This is a genomic window from Streptomyces africanus, from assembly GCF_002150735.1.
Taxonomy (GTDB): Bacteria; Actinomycetota; Actinomycetes; order Streptomycetales; family Streptomycetaceae; genus Streptomyces; species Streptomyces africanus.
Window position 1 is genome coordinate 1 of record NZ_MUKA01000225.1, and the last position, 15,649, is coordinate 15,649.

16 protein-coding genes are annotated in these 15,649 nt (G+C 70.7%); 9 read left to right on the forward strand and 7 right to left on the reverse strand.

The window, feature by feature from the left end:
• A partial coding sequence (locus tag CCL05_RS26210) for an alpha/beta fold hydrolase (protein WP_086562953.1) occupies nucleotides 1-539 on the forward strand: 539 nt, incomplete at its 5' end.
• 13 nt (nucleotides 540-552) lie between these two features.
• On the opposite strand, the gene CCL05_RS26215 is transcribed toward CCL05_RS26210, so the two are convergent.
• Nucleotides 553-1,446 (reverse strand): NYN domain-containing protein, encoded by an 894-nt coding sequence (locus CCL05_RS26215; RefSeq protein WP_086562998.1) that lies wholly within the window; start codon nucleotides 1,444-1,446, stop codon nucleotides 553-555.
• A 204-nt stretch (nucleotides 1,447-1,650) separates the two neighbouring features.
• On the opposite strand from CCL05_RS26215, the gene CCL05_RS26220 reads away from it, so the two are divergent.
• Nucleotides 1,651-1,827 (forward strand): hypothetical protein, encoded by a 177-nt coding sequence (locus CCL05_RS26220; RefSeq protein ID WP_167337993.1) that lies wholly within the window; start codon nucleotides 1,651-1,653, stop codon nucleotides 1,825-1,827.
• A gap of 134 nt (nucleotides 1,828-1,961) precedes the next feature.
• Nucleotides 1,962-4,058: a trypsin-like serine peptidase gene (locus tag CCL05_RS26225; RefSeq protein WP_086562954.1), complete on the forward strand. Its 2,097-nt coding sequence runs from the start codon at nucleotides 1,962-1,964 to the stop codon at nucleotides 4,056-4,058.
• 12 nt (nucleotides 4,059-4,070) lie between these two features.
• On the opposite strand, the gene CCL05_RS26230 is transcribed toward CCL05_RS26225, so the two are convergent.
• From CCL05_RS26230 to CCL05_RS26240, 3 genes are all read right to left on the reverse strand, one after another.
• Nucleotides 4,071-4,676 carry a MarC family protein gene (locus CCL05_RS26230; RefSeq protein ID WP_086562955.1) on the reverse strand — a complete coding sequence of 202 codons (606 nt, stop codon included), beginning with the start codon at nucleotides 4,674-4,676 and terminating at the stop codon, nucleotides 4,071-4,073.
• A 188-nt stretch (nucleotides 4,677-4,864) separates the two neighbouring features.
• Entirely contained in the window at nucleotides 4,865-5,722 is an 858-nt protein-coding gene (locus tag CCL05_RS26235; protein WP_086562956.1) for a PHP domain-containing protein, read from the reverse strand.
• A 130-nt stretch (nucleotides 5,723-5,852) separates the two neighbouring features.
• Nucleotides 5,853-6,494: a DUF6758 family protein gene (locus tag CCL05_RS26240; RefSeq protein ID WP_086562957.1), complete on the reverse strand. Its 642-nt coding sequence runs from the start codon at nucleotides 6,492-6,494 to the stop codon at nucleotides 5,853-5,855.
• 159 nt (nucleotides 6,495-6,653) lie between these two features.
• On the opposite strand from CCL05_RS26240, the gene CCL05_RS26245 reads away from it, so the two are divergent.
• Nucleotides 6,654-7,877, forward strand: a complete 1,224-nt coding sequence (locus CCL05_RS26245; protein ID WP_086562958.1) for an MFS transporter — start codon at nucleotides 6,654-6,656, stop codon at nucleotides 7,875-7,877.
• A gap of 30 nt (nucleotides 7,878-7,907) precedes the next feature.
• Here CCL05_RS26245 and CCL05_RS26250 read toward each other — a convergent pair whose 3' ends face one another.
• On the reverse strand, nucleotides 7,908-8,492 hold the full coding sequence (locus CCL05_RS26250; RefSeq protein ID WP_086562959.1) for a suppressor of fused domain protein: 585 nt from the start codon (nucleotides 8,490-8,492) through the stop codon (nucleotides 7,908-7,910).
• A gap of 459 nt (nucleotides 8,493-8,951) precedes the next feature.
• Between CCL05_RS26250 and CCL05_RS26255 the strand changes: the two genes are divergently transcribed.
• Both CCL05_RS26255 and CCL05_RS26260 read left to right on the forward strand, forming a co-directional pair.
• On the forward strand, nucleotides 8,952-10,067 hold the full coding sequence (locus CCL05_RS26255) for a magnesium and cobalt transport protein CorA (protein WP_086562960.1): 1,116 nt from the start codon (nucleotides 8,952-8,954) through the stop codon (nucleotides 10,065-10,067).
• Between the two features lie 23 nt (nucleotides 10,068-10,090).
• A complete protein-coding gene (locus tag CCL05_RS26260) occupies nucleotides 10,091-10,603 on the forward strand; it encodes a hypothetical protein (RefSeq protein WP_086562961.1) in 513 nt (170 codons plus the stop codon).
• A 4-nt stretch (nucleotides 10,604-10,607) separates the two neighbouring features.
• Here the strand turns inward: CCL05_RS26260 and CCL05_RS26265 are convergent, their stop codons facing one another.
• The gene (locus CCL05_RS26265) at nucleotides 10,608-11,363 is read right to left on the reverse strand and encodes a hypothetical protein (RefSeq protein WP_086562962.1); all 756 of its coding nucleotides are present in this window, start codon (nucleotides 11,361-11,363) and stop codon (nucleotides 10,608-10,610) included.
• A gap of 249 nt (nucleotides 11,364-11,612) precedes the next feature.
• Between CCL05_RS26265 and CCL05_RS26270 the strand changes: the two genes are divergently transcribed.
• From CCL05_RS26270 to CCL05_RS26280, 3 genes are read left to right on the forward strand one after another with little or no spacing between them, the layout of a single operon-like run.
• Entirely contained in the window at nucleotides 11,613-12,899 is a 1,287-nt protein-coding gene (locus CCL05_RS26270) for a magnesium transporter MgtE N-terminal domain-containing protein (protein WP_086562963.1), read from the forward strand.
• Nucleotides 12,889-13,488 (forward strand): DUF1003 domain-containing protein, encoded by a 600-nt coding sequence (locus tag CCL05_RS26275; protein ID WP_086562964.1) that lies wholly within the window; start codon nucleotides 12,889-12,891, stop codon nucleotides 13,486-13,488. Before CCL05_RS26270 ends, CCL05_RS26275 begins: the two co-directional genes overlap by 11 nt.
• A gap of 42 nt (nucleotides 13,489-13,530) precedes the next feature.
• Nucleotides 13,531-14,664, forward strand: coding sequence for an Mrp/NBP35 family ATP-binding protein (locus CCL05_RS26280; protein WP_086562965.1), 1,134 nt, complete (start codon nucleotides 13,531-13,533; stop codon nucleotides 14,662-14,664).
• Between the two features lie 116 nt (nucleotides 14,665-14,780).
• Here CCL05_RS26280 and CCL05_RS26285 read toward each other — a convergent pair whose 3' ends face one another.
• Nucleotides 14,781-15,452 carry a hypothetical protein gene (locus tag CCL05_RS26285; RefSeq protein ID WP_208641622.1) on the reverse strand — a complete coding sequence of 224 codons (672 nt, stop codon included), beginning with the start codon at nucleotides 15,450-15,452 and terminating at the stop codon, nucleotides 14,781-14,783.
• Nucleotides 15,453-15,649 lie beyond the last annotated feature (197 nt).

Genomic DNA, 15,649 nt, shown 5'->3' on the forward strand with positions numbered 1-15,649 from the left:
CGCTCGGCGGGCAGATCGCGCGGGCGGCCGTGCTGCTGGACCACTCCCCCTTCCTCTCCCTCACCCTGGTCTCGTCCGGCCCGGCGGAGATCTCCGTCTCCCAGCAGCAGCGCGTGAAGCTGCTGCGGGACGCGCTCGCCATGCGGTCGATGGAGGAGGTGTGGGAGGCCATCCAGGCGATGGGACCGCCGGAGGAGGTCGGCGGACCGGCTCGCGGCCTCGGCGACGCGGAGCAGTTGCGCCGCCGCTGGCTGGGCCACAGCCCCGCCCAACTTCTCGCGACCGGACGCCAGTTGTGCACCGAGCCGGACCGTGTCGACGAACTCGCCGCCGTACCGTTGCCGTTCCACGTCCTGTCGGGCGCGCACGACGACACCTGGCCGGTGGCGATCCTCGACGACATGGCCGTACGGCTGAACGCGCACCGCACGGTCGTCGCGGGAGCCGAGCACTCCCCGAACGCCGACCAGCCCCTGCCGACCGCCCATGCCCTCGCCGACTTCTGGGACAGACTCCCCCGGGACACCCGCCCGGCCTAGTTCTGCGTCTGGCCTAGTACTGCGTCTGAAGGTGCTCCCAGAAGCCGTCCCGCAGTGCGCGCCGCAGGTCCGCCTGACCGCGCAGCGAGTACTGCAACAGGCCCTCCGCCTCCACGAGCAGGTCCTGGTCCACCGAGCCGGGCAGGTAGGGGTGGCCGGGCAGCAGCTCGACCAGCGTGTCCCGGCCGCGGGCCGCCAGCCACTTCGCCGCGATCTGCGCGCCCACGAACCGCACGTCCTCACGGGTGGGCCGGCCCGCGGCCGCCTCGTAGACGGGGGCCGTGCGGCGGGAGACGTAGGGCTTGAAGAAGTCGAGGTCGAAGGTGCGCTGACTGTCGACCTCCCACAGGAGGGGCTCCGCCTGGTTGCGGCCCTCGGGCGCCTCGATGCCCCAGAGGTGGACGCGGGCGCCGTACCCCTGGGCCGCCTCCACCGCCGACACCAGGTCCTCGTCGCCGCCGAGCAGGGCCGCGTCGCTGATGGCGCGGTGCCGGGCGAGGGACTCCAGGTCGCTGCGGATGAGCGAGTCGACGCCCTTCTGCTGGTTGTTGGAGTTCAGGTTGCCCAGGCGCACCTTGACGTCCGGCAGTTCCGCGATGCTCTGCTGCTCCGCCGTGTGGATGCGGCGGCGGGCGCCGTCGTACCAGTAGACCCGCAGCAGGCGGCTGTCCGCGAAGATCGTGCGGGCCGTGTCGATGAGCGCGTCGATGAGGCCCTCGGCGTCGAGATCGAAGGCCCGGCGGTCCTCCGTACCCGCGACGAGACGTCCAGCGGCCGCGTACAGGTACCCGGCATCGACGAAGATCGCATGGGTCGAGGGTGTCTTCGCCACCTCGGCGAGCATGCGCTGGAGCAGCTCGTTGGTGCGGTCGATGCGGGCGCTCAGGGCCGCGAGGTCGTCGTTCATCACCTCCATTGTCCCGGCGGTCACGCTGCGAACACAACCGGTCCCGGTCGGTCCCGTAACGACAGCCTTACGGCTCAGTAATTAGCCGGTCGAAAAATTTCCTTAGCGTAGGGAATGTTTCAGCCGCCCTGTGCGGTTGACCCATATGGAACACCGGGCACCGCTGCCTCGTGGGCCGACCACCGAGTAGTTCTCCTCAGGAGGATGACCAGACGAAGGGAGAAGCCCTTGCGCTTCGAAATCATGCACCTCGACGACGTCGACGGCACGCCCGTGGACACGACCGTCGTGGACGCCGCCTCCGTCAACCGCATCGTTCAGCAGGCCGCCGCCACAGGGCAGCGCCTCTGGATCCGCCCGGCCGGGACCACGGCCTCATAACGCGCGCCGCTCTCCCACACTTCGAGCCCCCGCACGGCATCGGCCGTGCGGGGGCTTTGCTGTTGCGGACCTCCGTGGCGGGGGGCGTACTGGCTCAGGGGGACGGCGAGAGCGAGAACAGGACGGTGGACGGCATGTCCGTGACGGGCCGGTCGAACGAGGAACTGCACGAGCGGGCCACAGCCGAAGCCGCGCGGCGATACGAGGACTCCGCCGCGGAGCGCGAGCGGGTCGAGGGCCGGATCGCGGCCGGTGTGCGGTTCCCGGACAGCCCGGACGCGCTCGCCGTGCGCGCCGACCGGATCCTCGACCGGGGCGGTCTGTCGCCCTCGGCGGTGGTGGCGGACATCCGCGGCGAGGCCATGGACCTGCCCCAGGCCCACGAACGCATCATCGACCTGTCGAACGAGCTCCAGGCCTGGAGCTTCCTGCCGCGCGGGGTCAGGGCCGGAGCCACGGTCGCCCGGATCACCCTGCGCCGCGACGGCCGCGAGCTTCCGCACGGCACCGGCTTCCTGGTCTCGCCGCGGCTGCTGATGACCAACCACCACGTACTGCCCGACGAGGGCTTCGCCCGCCAGTGCTTCGCGGAGTTCAACGCGCAGGTCACGATCGACAACGTGCCCGACGCCGCCGTCCGCATGGAGCTCGACCCCGGGACCTTCTTCGCCGCGGACCAGCGGCTGGACTTCGCCCTCGTGGCGGTCACGCCCACCCAGGACGGCCGCCCGCCGGGCGAGGTCTTCGGCTGGAACCGGCTCAGCGTGCAGCAGGGCAAGGTGGTGCTCGGCGAGAAGGTGAACATCATCGGTCACCCGGACGGGCGCCTCAAGGAAATCGTTCTGCGCGACAACGCGGTGCTGGTGCGCCTCGACGACTTCGTCCAGTACCGGACCGACACCCGCCCCGGAAACTCGGGCTCCCCCGTCTACAACGACCAGTGGGAGGTCGTCGCCCTGCACCACAGCGGCGTACCGAAGAAGGACGACCAGGGGCGCGTGCTGCGGAAGGACGGCCGGCCCTGGAGTCAGGGCGACGGCGACGACGCGATCGACTGGGTCGCCAACGAGGGCGTCCGCATCAGCTCGATCCTGAAGCATCTGGCGCAGCTGGACCTCGACCCCGGGCACCGCGCACTGCTGGCCGAGATGGGCCCGGACTCCGGCCTGGACCAGAGCACGGCAGCTCTCGCACCCCAGCCGGTGAGAAGCACGCCGGGCGTACCCGGCGTCACGGCCCCGTCGGTCCCGGACGCCCCCGTGAGGGTGGCCATGACCGAGAGCGAGACCCGGACGCCCGGGGCCCCGGGCCCCAAGAAGGGACGCCCGGCCCGCAGTACCGCCTTCGGCGGCCGTCGGCACCTGGTCTTCCTGCACGGCAGGGACCAGCAGGGCAAGGTGCCCGAGGACCTCCGCCGGGAGTGGACGTCCGGCCTGAACCGGGGCCTCACGCTCGCGGCACTGCCCACGGTCGACCCCGAGGACGTGTGGTTCCCGTTCTACGGCACGAGACTGGCCGACCTCGTGAGCGGCCGGGAGAGCACGGCACAGCCCGTCGGACTAGACGAGGTGAGCGCCGCCGCTGCCGCCGAGGTCTTCGCCGCCGAATCGCCCACCGGCTCCTATGAGCAGCTGCTCTACGAGGCCGCCGCCCGGGCCGGCATGCCCCAGAACGGGCCGGCGGCCACGGAGGGCTTCGGGGCGGGGCTGGTCGGCGCGCTGCACCGGCCGCTGAGCTGGCTCGCCGCCCGGTCCGACCTGGACGAGTGGACCATCGCCACGTTCCTGCGGGACGTCGACCTGTATCTCGGCGACGGTGCCGTGCGGCAGGCCGTCCTGGACAGCGTCCTGGAGACGATGCCCGCCACCGGCGAACTGGTGCTGGTCACGCACAGCCTGGGCACGGTCGTCGGCGTGGACCTCCTGACCCGGCTCCCGGCGGGACTCGACCCCGTCCTGCTGGTCACCGCGGGCAGTCCGCTCGGGCTGGACGGCGTCAACGAGCGGCTCCTCGCCCACGGCCCGCACCGGCCGCCGAAGGTCCGCGACTGGGTCAACGTCTGGTGCCCCACCGACGCGGTCGCCGTCGGCTGCCCCCTGGAGGACGAGCGGTGGGGCAAGCTCACCCAGCTGGCCGTCCAGAACGGCCGGGATCGCGTGCACAAGATCGATGAGTACCTCGCCCACCCGGGACCGGCCAGGGAGATCGGTACCGTCCTCACCCGCCCCTGACGCGGCGGTGCTTCAGCTCCCCTGGATCACCTGCGTGACCCCGTTGATGATCTGCTGCACGGCGATCGCGGACAGCATCATGCCCGCGAGCCGCGTCACCAGGACCACACCGCCGTCCTTGATGATCCGGATGATCACCAGTGAGTAGCGCATCACCAGCCACAGCACGACGTGGATGGCGAGGATCGCCGTCCACACGGAGACCTGCGTGGCGACGCTGTGGGCCTTCTGCACGGCGAGGATGACCGACACGATCGCCCCGGGCCCGGCCAGCAGCGGCATGCCCAGCGGCACGAGGGCGACGTTGACGTCCTTGGTCTGCTTGGGCTCGTCCGTCTTGCCGGTCAGCAGGTCGAGCGCGATCAGCAGGAGCAGCAGCCCGCCCGCGATCATCAGCGCGGGAACGGACACGTGCAGGTAGTTCAGGATCTGATGCCCGAGGAGCCCGAACACGGTGATCACACCACCGGCGACACAGACGGCCTGGAAGGCCATCCGCTTCTGCACCTTGCCGGGCCGTCCGGCGGTGAGCGCAAGGAAGATCGGGGTGATCCCGGGAGGATCCATGATGACGAAGAGGGTCAGAAACAGGGAGCCGAAAACGGCGAGGTCGAACATGAGAGTGATGGCCTTGCGGGGTGGGTGAAAGAACGCGGCGGACAGCGCAGCGACGTATCGCTACCGCTACCGCTGTGGGCAGACGTTCCGCTGGGGGTCCCCCCAGGCCCTTAAGGCACTGGGGGAGGAACGGGTGGGCACAGCCAGCAACGCCGGGTGCCTTCAAACGGACTTACGGAACAGAAACCTCAGACCCCGCCGGCCCCGGGCACCGGAAACGCCCCGAAGGCCCGCCGCGTGATCTCCCCGTACACCTCGGGATCCGTCGTGTACTCCCCGAGCACGCACGTCTTCCGGCTGCCGTGATAGTCGCTGGACCCGGTCACAAGGAGCCCCAGCTCCTTCGCCAGCCCCCGCAGCCGCGCACGCGTGTCCGTGTCGTGGTCCATGTGGTCGACCTCGATGCCGTCCAGCCCGGCCGCGGCCATCTCGGCGATCGCGGCCTCCGGCACCGTACGCCCCCGCTTGCTCGCCCCGGGGTGCGCGAACACCGCGACCCCGCCCGCGCCCTTGATCAGCCGGATCGCCTCGAAGGGGTCGGTCTCGTGCTTCTCCACGAAGGCCCGGCCGCCGTCGGCCAGCCAGTCCTCGGTGAAGGCGTCATCGATGGTCGGCACGACACCCAGCTCGACGAGCGCGGTCGCCACGTGCGGACGCCCGACGGACCCGTCACCGGCGATCCGCGCCACCTGCTCCCAGGTCACGGGCACGCCCAGCTCCTGAAGCTTGACGATCATGCCCTGCGCCCGGGGCACCCGGTCGTCGCGGACCAGCTCGCGCTCGGCGAGCAGCGCCGGCTCCTCTGCGTCGAAGAGGTACGCCAGCATGTGCATGCTGATGCCGTCGAGCCGGCAGGAGAGCTCGGCGCCGGTGACCAGAGTGAGCCCCTCGGGCATCGCGGCGATCGCCTCGGCGTGGCCGCGGGTGGTGTCGTGATCGGTCAGCGCGACGACGTCCAGCCCGGTGGCTGCGGCCTTCCGCACCAGCTCGGCGGGAGCGTCCGTACCGTCGGAAGCGGTGGAGTGGGTGTGCAGATCGATACGCACGACGCGGACTCCAGACACGGACGGGACGAGCAGGGCTGCACCAGGATAACCGCATTTTCGACAGCCCCTGTCACACCTGAACCCCCCAAGCGCCCCCTACACCCGCACAATCGAAGCCCCCCGCCCCGGGCTATGACTGGAGCAATCGCGGCGACAGAGCCCCGCACGGCACCAGCTCCACCTCCGCGCCGGCCTCCCGCAGATCCGCCAGCACCAGCTCGTCGTACATCAACAACCCCGACTGCTCCGGCCACACGACCGCCCACAGCCACATCCCGAGCGCCTCGCCGGCGAAGACCGCACGATCGTCCGGCGCACCGGACACATGCCACAGCGGCGTCGGACGCCCGGCGGCGAGCACCTTCGCCTGCGCCGGCTTCCCGACGTCGATGTACGGCCCCGGGTCCGGACCCTCCATGCCCGCGTACCGCGCACCGAGTCCGACGCCGAGCTCCTCCGCCACCAGGATCAGCTCCCCCATCCCGCCGAGCGGCCCGGGCCCCGTGCAGGCCACGGCCGTGGCGCGGCCGCCCGTGCGGTCGTCCCCCGCGCAGGCGACACCCGTGAACAGCCAGCCGACCGGCAGCGGCCAGGGCATCCACACCGGCACCTGGGTGCGGTGCACCACGACGTTGAGGGCGTCGACGCTGGGCGGTATCACGGGCTGCACCGGATGGACGGTGCCGTGCACATCGCACTGCCACGAGTCGGAGAAGAGGCCGGGAGCCCTGACCCGGCCACCGCACTTCGGGCAACTGGGTTCGCCCCTCATAGGGCCCCACGGTCCTACCCGCGCCCCGTCGCGTCAAGGACGATCACCCAACCGGACGGAACCCTTCACTCCCACACTGGGTGCCCCTTGCATTAATTAGCCTAGCTAACTTAGTATGTGTATATACCAACTACTTCCGTTCGGGAAAGGGAGCAAGCAATGGACCCCTTCGACGCCGGAGCGGGCGGCCTCCTGAAGCAGCCCAAGTCCGTGTGGGCGACCGCCGGGGCGTCGGTCGTCGCCTTCATGGGCATCGGACTCGTCGACCCGATCCTGCCGTCCATCGCCCAGGGTCTGCACGCCACGGCCAGCCAGGTCTCCCTGCTCTTCACCTCGTACTTCCTCATCACGGCCGTCGCGATGCTGGTGACGGGCTTCGTCTCCAGCCGGATCGGCGGCCGGAAGACGCTGCTGCTCGGCCTCGCGTTCGTCGTGGTGTTCGCCGGGCTCGCGGGCACCTCCGGATCCGTCGGCGAACTGGTCGGCTTCCGGGCCGGCTGGGGTCTCGGCAACGCGCTGTTCGTCTCGACGGCCCTCGCGGTCATCGTCGGCGCGGCGGCCGGCGGAAGCGCGGCGGCGATCCTGCTGTACGAGTCGGCCCTCGGCCTCGGCATGGCGTGCGGTCCGCTGCTGGGCGCCCTGCTCGGCGACGCCAGCTGGCGCTACCCGTTCTTCGGCACGGCGTTCCTGATGGCGGTCGGTTTCCTGTGCATCGCCGTGTTCCTGAAGGAGCAGCCGAAGCCGGCGCGCAAGACCTCGCTCCTGGACCCGGTCAAGGCCCTCGGCCACGGCGGCCTCGCCTCGGCGGCGGTCTCGGCGTTCTTCTACAACTACACGTTCTTCACCGTGCTGGCCTTCACCCCGTTCGTGCTGAACATGAGCCCGTACCGGTCGGGGGCGGTGTTCTTCGCCTGGGGCGTGCTGCTCGCCGTCTTCTCGGTGATCGTGGCGCCGCGGCTGCAGAAGCGGTTCGGCTCGCTGAAGGTGCTCGGCGGTTCGCTGGTGCTGCTCGCGGCCGACGTGCTCGTGCTCGGCTACGGCTCCCACACCACGGCCGTCGTCTGCACGATCCTGTCCGGCGCCTTCATCGGCGTGAACAACACCGTCTACACCGAGCTGGCCCTCGGCGTCTCGGACGCGCCCCGGCCGGTGGCGAGCGCGGGCTACAACTTCGTGCGCTGGTTCGCGGCGGCCGCCGCCCCGTACTTCGCGCCGAAGATCGAGGAGTGGACCGACCTGCACATCCCGTTCGTGGTGGCGGCGGTCACCGCGGTCGTGGGCGCGCTCGTGGTCGTCGTACGGCGTAAGGCGCTCACGCACGAAGCCGAGGAACTGGAGCCGAAGCACGCCACCGAGGACGGTGTCGCCGTCTTCGCCAACTGACGCCTCACGACCAGGGGTTGGTGAGCTTCCTCACTCCAGCGGGACGGACTTCCGGGACGGATCCCGGAGGTCCGTCCCCTGGTTCAGCCACCTCTCCTGGAGCGCCTGGGCACCGTGCACGCGCTTCCAGGCGGCCTCGTTCGGCGTCATCGGCAGCAGCGGCAGGAACCGCACGGGGTCGAGGGGCTCGTCGAGCTCCAGGTCCTCGACCAGGCCGCCCGGCTCGGCGACAAGAACCGAGGTGAAGGGGGCGCCGGGCCACAGCGGCTCACCGACGTCGAGCGAGGCCCCCGGGGCCACGACCAGGCCCTCCACCTGCGGAGACGCGGCGAGTACGGCGAGCGGGCGGAGCACCTTGTCGGTGTCGGCCAGCCCGGCGCGCACCGAGAGGACCAGCTCGGCGCGCGGCCCCTTGACCGGGTCGGCGACCACCGCCGTGGGCTCCGTCATGGGCTGCGCGGACATACCGAGCGTGGCGTAGCGGACGATCTCTCCCTCCTGGAAGCGGAGCACCTCGATGCGGTCCGTGCCCAGGAAGGTGACCGCCGCGCGCCCGTCCGGTTCGCCCAGCGCGCTGCGCAACCGGGCCTCGACCAGAGGAAGAACATTTGCCATGCGGCGAGCATAGAACTCGTCAGTAGCGGGCAAACAAGGGCCTTGACACGTCGGGCGGCTGATACTCTTGCCCGGTGGTTCGGGGCAGCACGCAGAAGCGTCGCGATCAAGCCCCGACGCCGAAGGAACTCCCTTACGAGGGACCGGCCGGAGGAGGTGGGACTGCAATGGACCGAAGTCGACCGTGCAGTAGCACCACGCTCTTCCCGCCGCTGACGTAGCTGTTCTGGCTCTGGCTGGTCGCCACCTCTCGCACTCGCTCCACGCGGAAGAGCGCTTCGTTTCGCTTTGCCTGATCTGCCTCAGTAGCTGAATCAGTAACGAGACTCGCCACCGCGACGGTGCGGTGCTCCCCGCTTTGTGGACGTGCCAAACATCATCGGTCCCAACGTCCTCATTCCGGGTAGTTCCACCTGTCGGGTCCGGCGCCTTTCGTTGCCTGTCGCGAAGGAGCCCGCCATGTCGATGATCCGCGACCTGCGCGCCGTCGTCCGTCCGTCCCGCGTGTCGCTGCGCAAGGAGGGCGGGACGTACGACGCCACCCGCAGCCCCGCGACGGCCTCCGCCGTCGTCGACTGCGCCATCTACCGGGACGGCCGCCGCATCCAGACCGAGAACCCGCTCACGCCGCACGAGGCGGTGCGCCTGGTGCGCCGCGACGGCGGGTTCGTGTGGATCGGCCTGCACGAGCCGACCGAGGCCGAATTCTCCGGCATCGCCGGCGAGTTCGGACTGCACCCGCTGGCCGTGGAGGACGCCGTCCAGGCCCACCAGCGGCCCAAGCTGGAGCGCTACGACGACTCCCTCTTCACGGTCTTCAAGACCATCCACTACGTGGAGCACGACCAGCTCGACGCCAACAGCGAGGTCGTCGAGACCGGCGAGGTCATGTGCTTCACCGGGCGGGACTTCTTCATCACCGTCCGGCACGGCGGGCAGGGCTCCCTGCGGGCCCTCAGGCACCGCCTCCAGGACGACCCCGAGCTGCTCGCCAAGGGCCCCTCGGCGGTGCTGCACGCCATCGCCGACCACGTCGTCGACGGCTACATCGCGGTCGCCGACGCCGTGCAGGACGACATCGACGAGGTCGAGACCGAGGTGTTCTCCCCGGGGCGCAAGGGCTCCCCGCGCGGCTCGGACGCCGGCCGGATCTACCAACTCAAGCGCGAGGTGCTGGAGTTCAAGCGGGCCGTGTCGCCGCTGCTGCGTCCCATGCAGCTGCTGAGCGAGCGGCCGATGCGGCTGATCGACCCGGACATCCAGAAGTACTTCCGGGACGTCGCCGACCACCTGGCCCGGGTGCAGGAGCAGGTCCTCGGCTTCGACGAGTTGCTCAACTCCATCCTCCAGGCCAACCTCGCGCAGGCGTCCGTGGCGCAGAACGAGGACATGCGGAAGATCACCTCGTGGGCCGCGATCATCGCCGTGCCGACGATGGTGTGCGGGGTGTACGGCATGAACTTCGACCACATGCCGGAGCTGCACTGGCGGTACGGCTACCCGGTGATCATGGGCATCACGGTGGTCATCTGCCTGGGCATCCACCGCACGCTGAAGCGGAACGGCTGGCTGTGAACAGCGTGGATAGGCTGGGGGCCATGACAAGCGAGCTGCTCGGCCAGGCCCTCGTCGAGGAGGCCACGAAGAAGTCCGGCCTCGTCTGGGTCCAGGGCCCCGACGGCCCTGCGCGTGCGCTGTGGCACGTGTGGCACGAGGGCGCCGCGTGCCTGGTCGGCGACGGTCCCGGCGAGCAGCCGCTGCCGGGCCTGGCCGACGGGACCGAGGCCCGGGTGACGGTCCGCAGCAAGGACAAGGGGGGCCGGCTGGTCTCCTGGACGGCCCGGGTCACCCAGCTCGCACCGGGCTCCGAGGCGTGGGACGCGGCCGTCGCCGAGCTCAAGGGCAAACGGCTGAACACGCCCGACGCCGAGGCCATCACCGAGCGCTGGGCCCGCGAGTGCCGGGTGCTGCGCCTGGAGCCGACCGGGGCGACGGCGCCACTGCCCGACGACTCCCTGTCCGAGCCGCCCCTGCCGACGCCGGCGACCACCCGCCGTCCGGTCCCGGCGGGCCTGCCCCGTCTGCTGCTGAAGAAGCGCAAACGGACCTGACGGCCTACGACGACGGCAGCTGCCTGCCGTAGTCGACCGTCTCGTTCTTCTCCGGCTCCCTCAGGGAGAAGTCCTGCCCCCATGCGGAGAACGTGAGGGTACCCGCCTCACCGGCCCGCTCCAGGCGCAGCGGGTACGGCTTGCCCTCCAGGGACACCTCCAGGGTGCCGCCGGAGCCCTTGTCGCCCGAGATGCGGATGGTGTGGATGCCCGCCTGCTCGTCGTGGCCTTCGGTCGCGAGCTTGCCGTGCAGGGTCAGCAGACCGTCGAGGAGGACACCCTTGTCCGTGAAACCGCTGAACTTCTTGTACGAAGGGTCGCCCTGCGGCACCTTCACGAACTTGCCGCCGAGCTTGGCGGCCGCCGCGGCGTCCGCCTTGCCGCCCCCGCCCTGGGCCGCGCCATGACTCCAGAACTCCGCGTCGGCCTTGACGAAGAGCTGCTCGCCGACGCGCAGCAGCCGGAAGGTCGTCCCCTCGGTGGTGACCGACCCCTCGCCGCCGTCGGTCTTCAGCCGCATGTCGAGCGCGTAGGAGCGCCCGCCGCTGACGACGCTGCCGTGCACCCGGACCGCCCCGGCGGACTCGGCGGCCGTACGGGTCTTGGCCTGGATCTTCTCGGCGGGCAGTCTGCCGACCCCGTTGGTGCCCTCGTTCGGATCCTCCGCACAGCCCGTGAGCACCGTTCCGGTCACGGCCAGTACGCATGTCACGCTCGCGAGTGCGGCACGGTGGTTGCGGCCCTGGCGAATCGGAGTCACAGGTGGGGCTGCCTCTCTGACGGGAGACCTGAACGGCGTACCGCAGGGTACCGGGGACATGCGGGCAGGTCGGAGCCAGTCCGTCCGGAGCGCCCGCCGACGCGTCCCCGATCAGGACGGGCTAGCCTGAAGCCCACCCGAGCGGGCAATTCGGAAAAGACAGGCACACAGACAGACGCACAGAGAGACACCCAGACAGACACCCAGTCAGGCACCACGGAACACCCCGCACGAAAAGGAGCCGCGGCCATGCCAGCGGGCGCCCCCCGGATCTTCGTATCGCACCTCTCCGGTGTCGCCGTCTTCGACCCCGCCGGCGACCAGGTGGGGCGTGTCCGCGATCTGGTCGTCATGCTGCGGATGGGGCAGCGACCGCCGCGGCTGCTCGGCCTCGTCGTCGAACTCGCCACGCGCCGCCGCATCTTCCTGCCCATGACCCGGGTCACCGCCATCCAGTCCGGTCAGGTCATCACCACCGGCGTGCTCAACGTCCGGCGCTTCGAGCAGCGGCCCACCGAGCGGCTGGTCTTCGGGGAGCTGCTGGACCGGCGCGTCACGCTCACCGAGACCGGCGAGGAGGTCACCGTCCTCGATCTGTCGGTGCATCAGCTGCCGGCCCGCCGGGAGTGGGAGATCGACCGGGTCTTCGTCCGCAAGGGCCGCAAGGGCAGTGCCTTCCGGCGCGCCAAGGGCGAGGCGCTGACCGTCGAGTGGACCGCCGTCACCGGCTTCTCGCTGGAGGAGCAGGGGCAGGGCGCCGAGAACCTGCTCGCCACGTTCGAGCAGCTGCGCCCCGCCGACCTGGCCAACGTCCTGCACCACCTCTCCCCCAAGCGCCGGGCCGAGGTCGCCGCCGCCCTCGACGACGACCGGCTGGCCGACGTGCTGGAGGAGCTTCCGGAGGACGACCAGATCGAGATCCTCGGCAAGCTGAAGGAGGAGCGCGCCGCCGACGTCCTGGAGGCCATGGACCCGGACGACGCGGCCGACCTGCTGGGCGAGCTGCCGACGGACGAGCAGGAGCGGCTGCTGAGCCTGATGCAGCCCGGCGACGCGGCCGACATGCGGCGCCTGATGTCGTACGAGGACCGCACGGCGGGCGGTCTGATGACCACCGAGCCGATCGTGCTGCGCCCGGACGCCACCGTCGCCGACGCCCTCGCCCGCGTCCGCAACCCCGACCTCTCCCCCGCCCTGGCCGCCCAGGTCTACGTCTGCCGGCCACCGGACGAGACGCCGACCGGCAAGTACCTCGGCACGGTCCATTTCCAGCGCCTGCTGCGCGAGCCACCGCCGTCCCTGGTCAGCTCGATCCTGGACAGCGACCTGCAACCGCTCGACCCCGACGCGGACCTGCCCGCCATCGCCGGGTTCTTCGCCACGTACGACATGGTCGCGGCGCCCGTGGTCGACGAGGCCGGCTCGCTGCTGGGCGCGGTGACCGTGGACGACGTACTCGACCACATGCTCCCGGAGGACTGGCGGGAGACGGAGTTCCACCTGCCCGACGAGGAGGTGGCGAGCGATGGTTCCTGAGCGCGAGACCCTGCGCGAGCGCACACCGTCCGGCTCGACGGCCGCGGGCCGGCCGCGCACCGCCCGCCTGGACCAGCCCGGCGTGCCCAAGCGCCGGATCCTGCCCGAGTACGACCCGGAGGCCTTCGGACGGCTGTCGGAACGCATCGCGCGCTTCCTCGGCACCGGACGGTTCCTGGTCTGGATGACGGCCGTCATCATCCTGTGGGTCGCGTGGAACAGCCTCGCCCCGCGCGACCTGCGCTTCGACGAGTACCCGTTCATCTTCCTGACCCTGATGCTGTCGCTCCAGGCCTCCTACGCCGCCCCGCTGATCCTGCTCGCGCAGAACCGGCAGGACGACCGCGACCGGGTCAATCTGGAGCAGGACCGCAAGCAGAACGAGCGGTCGATCGCGGACACCGAGTACCTGACCCGCGAGATCGCCGCCCTGCGCATCGGCCTCGGCGAGGTCGCCACCCGCGACTGGATCCGCTCGGAACTCCAGGACGTGGTCAAGGAACTGGAGGAGCGGCACAACGGCCACCGTCACGACCCGGTCGTATTCCCGGCGGAACGGTCGCGGGGACGTGACGCAGACGACCGCTGAGACGCTTTCCTACGCACCGGTACAGCGCCGTACCATCGTCCTATGGCTACGGAAGACGCGGTGCGCGAGGCACTGGCGACGGTGAACGACCCCGAGATCCACAAGCCCATCACCGAACTCGGGATGGTCAAATCCGTGGAGATCGGCGCGGACGGGGCGGTCGCGGTCACCGTGTACCTGACGGTCTCGGGCTGCCCGATGCGGGACACGATCACGCAGCGCGTGACCGAGGCGGTGTCCGGTGTCGAGGGCGTCACCAGCGTCGACGTCACGCTCGACGTGATGAGCGACGAGCAGCGCCGCGAGCTGGCGTCCGCCCTGCGCGGCGGCCAGACGGAGCGCGAGGTGCCCTTCGCCAAGCCGGGCAGCCTGACCCGCGTCTACGCGGTCGCGTCCGGCAAGGGCGGCGTGGGCAAGTCCTCGGTGACGGTGAACCTGGCGGCGGCGATGGCGGCCGACGGCCTCAAGGTCGGTGTCGTCGACGCCGACATCTACGGCCACTCCGTGCCGCGCATGCTGGGCGCCGACGGCCGTCCGACCCAGGTCGAGAACATGATCATGCCGCCGTCGGCGAACGGCGTGAAGGTCATCTCCATCGGCATGTTCACCCCGGGCAACGCCCCGGTCGTCTGGCGCGGCCCAATGCTCCACCGCGCCCTCCAGCAGTTCCTGGCGGACGTGTACTGGGGCGACCTGGACGTCCTCCTGCTGGACCTGCCGCCCGGCACCGGCGACATCGCGATCTCGGTCGCCCAGCTGGTCCCGAACGCCGAGATCCTGGTCGTCACGACCCCGCAGCAGGCCGCCGCCGAGGTCGCCGAGCGCGCCGGCTCCATCGCCGTCCAGACCCACCAGAAGATCGTCGGCGTGGTCGAGAACATGTCCGGCCTGCCCTGCCCGCACTGCGGCGAGATGGTCGACGTCTTCGGCACGGGCGGCGGTCAGGTCGTCGCCGACGGCCTGACCCGCACGACCGGCGCGAACGTCCCGGTCCTCGGCAACATCCCCATCGACGTCCGTCTCCGCGAGGGCGGCGACGAGGGCAAGCCGGTGGTCCTGACGGACCCGGACTCCCCGGCGGGCTCGGCCCTGCGCGCGATCGCGGGGAAGCTGGGAGGACGCCAGCGGGGCCTGTCGGGCCTGTCCTTGGGGATCACTCCGAGGAACAAGTTCTAGACCTACTTTTTTGGGGGCGCGGGGAACTGCGCGATCAACCACATCGCGGCCGCAGCCGCCCCTGAAAGCTGTACGTCCACGGCGAAGGGGCGCCGCAATCCCACGGCGCCCCACACTCACGCGTAAGCGGCGATGTCCTTCACCACGGCGAAGCCGAGCCCATACGCGCTCATGCCCCTGCCGTACGCCCCGACATGAACCCCGGCCGTGGTGGAACCTGCGAGCACCCACCCGAACTCGGACTCCCGGTAGTGGAACACCGTCGGCACACCGTCCACCGGCAGCGACAACGTGGACCAGTCGGCCCCGTCCAGGTCGTCCGCCAGCGCCCACGCCGTCTCGGTCTGCTGCTCCAGCCAGTCGTCCCGCAGGGAGTGGTCCATCTGCCCGGGCCACGTGAAGGACAGCAGCCCCACACCCGCGAGCCACGCCGCCGAGGACACCGACGTCGCCTCCAGCAGTCCCGTGCCGTCCGCACTGCGCCGTGAGGGATGCGCCGCCACGGTCACCACGACCGCGAACTTCTCCTTGGACTCCCGGTCGCCGCCGGCGGCATGCTCGTTGCGCACCGTGGGCTCGTCACCGTGCCCGATCGACCCGTGTTCCACGGCTCCGTCGGCCGTCGTGCCGACCTGCATCAGCCAGCGCGGTCCCGTGAACGCCTCGTCGAGGCCGTACCACGGGAAGGGCGCGCGCAGGTAGCCGTCGACCGTGCGCCGGGCGGAGGGGACCTGTTGTCCGCCCTCCGCGGCCGGCGCCTGTGCGACCGCCCGACTCGTCGTCTCCATATGCCCGGACGCCTCCTCGCTCTCGTCGGGCCGGAACGGCCCGCCCCCCTTCGGGCGGCGTTGCTGGTCCAGTACGGCCCGCCCATCAACTCGGCAGCATAGCCACACCGCTGCGAGCAGCAGGGAAACCGCCCGGCGAGTGGGCCGCACGGGCGCCTGGTTCAGGCCGTACACAGCCCGACCGGAGTATGAAACGC

Coding starts and splice junctions, on each gene's coding strand:
- CCL05_RS26275 (WP_086562964.1), top strand. CDS start 12,889: ATGGTTCCTGAGCGCGAGACCCTGCGCGAGCGCACACCGTCCGGCTCG.
- CCL05_RS26285 (WP_208641622.1), bottom strand. CDS start 15,452: ATGGAGACGACGAGTCGGGCGGTCGCACAGGCGCCGGCCGCGGAGGGC.
- CCL05_RS26280 (WP_086562965.1), top strand. CDS start 13,531: ATGGCTACGGAAGACGCGGTGCGCGAGGCACTGGCGACGGTGAACGAC.
- CCL05_RS26250 (WP_086562959.1), bottom strand. CDS start 8,492: ATGGCAAATGTTCTTCCTCTGGTCGAGGCCCGGTTGCGCAGCGCGCTG.
- CCL05_RS26230 (WP_086562955.1), bottom strand. CDS start 4,676: ATGTTCGACCTCGCCGTTTTCGGCTCCCTGTTTCTGACCCTCTTCGTC.
- CCL05_RS26245 (WP_086562958.1), top strand. CDS start 6,654: ATGGACCCCTTCGACGCCGGAGCGGGCGGCCTCCTGAAGCAGCCCAAG.
- CCL05_RS26225 (WP_086562954.1), top strand. CDS start 1,962: ATGTCCGTGACGGGCCGGTCGAACGAGGAACTGCACGAGCGGGCCACA.
- CCL05_RS26270 (WP_086562963.1), top strand. CDS start 11,613: ATGCCAGCGGGCGCCCCCCGGATCTTCGTATCGCACCTCTCCGGTGTC.
- CCL05_RS26240 (WP_086562957.1), bottom strand. CDS start 6,494: ATGAGGGGCGAACCCAGTTGCCCGAAGTGCGGTGGCCGGGTCAGGGCT.
- CCL05_RS26220 (WP_167337993.1), top strand. CDS start 1,651: ATGACCAGACGAAGGGAGAAGCCCTTGCGCTTCGAAATCATGCACCTC.
- CCL05_RS26215 (WP_086562998.1), bottom strand. CDS start 1,446: ATGAACGACGACCTCGCGGCCCTGAGCGCCCGCATCGACCGCACCAAC.
- CCL05_RS26260 (WP_086562961.1), top strand. CDS start 10,091: ATGACAAGCGAGCTGCTCGGCCAGGCCCTCGTCGAGGAGGCCACGAAG.
- CCL05_RS26255 (WP_086562960.1), top strand. CDS start 8,952: ATGTCGATGATCCGCGACCTGCGCGCCGTCGTCCGTCCGTCCCGCGTG.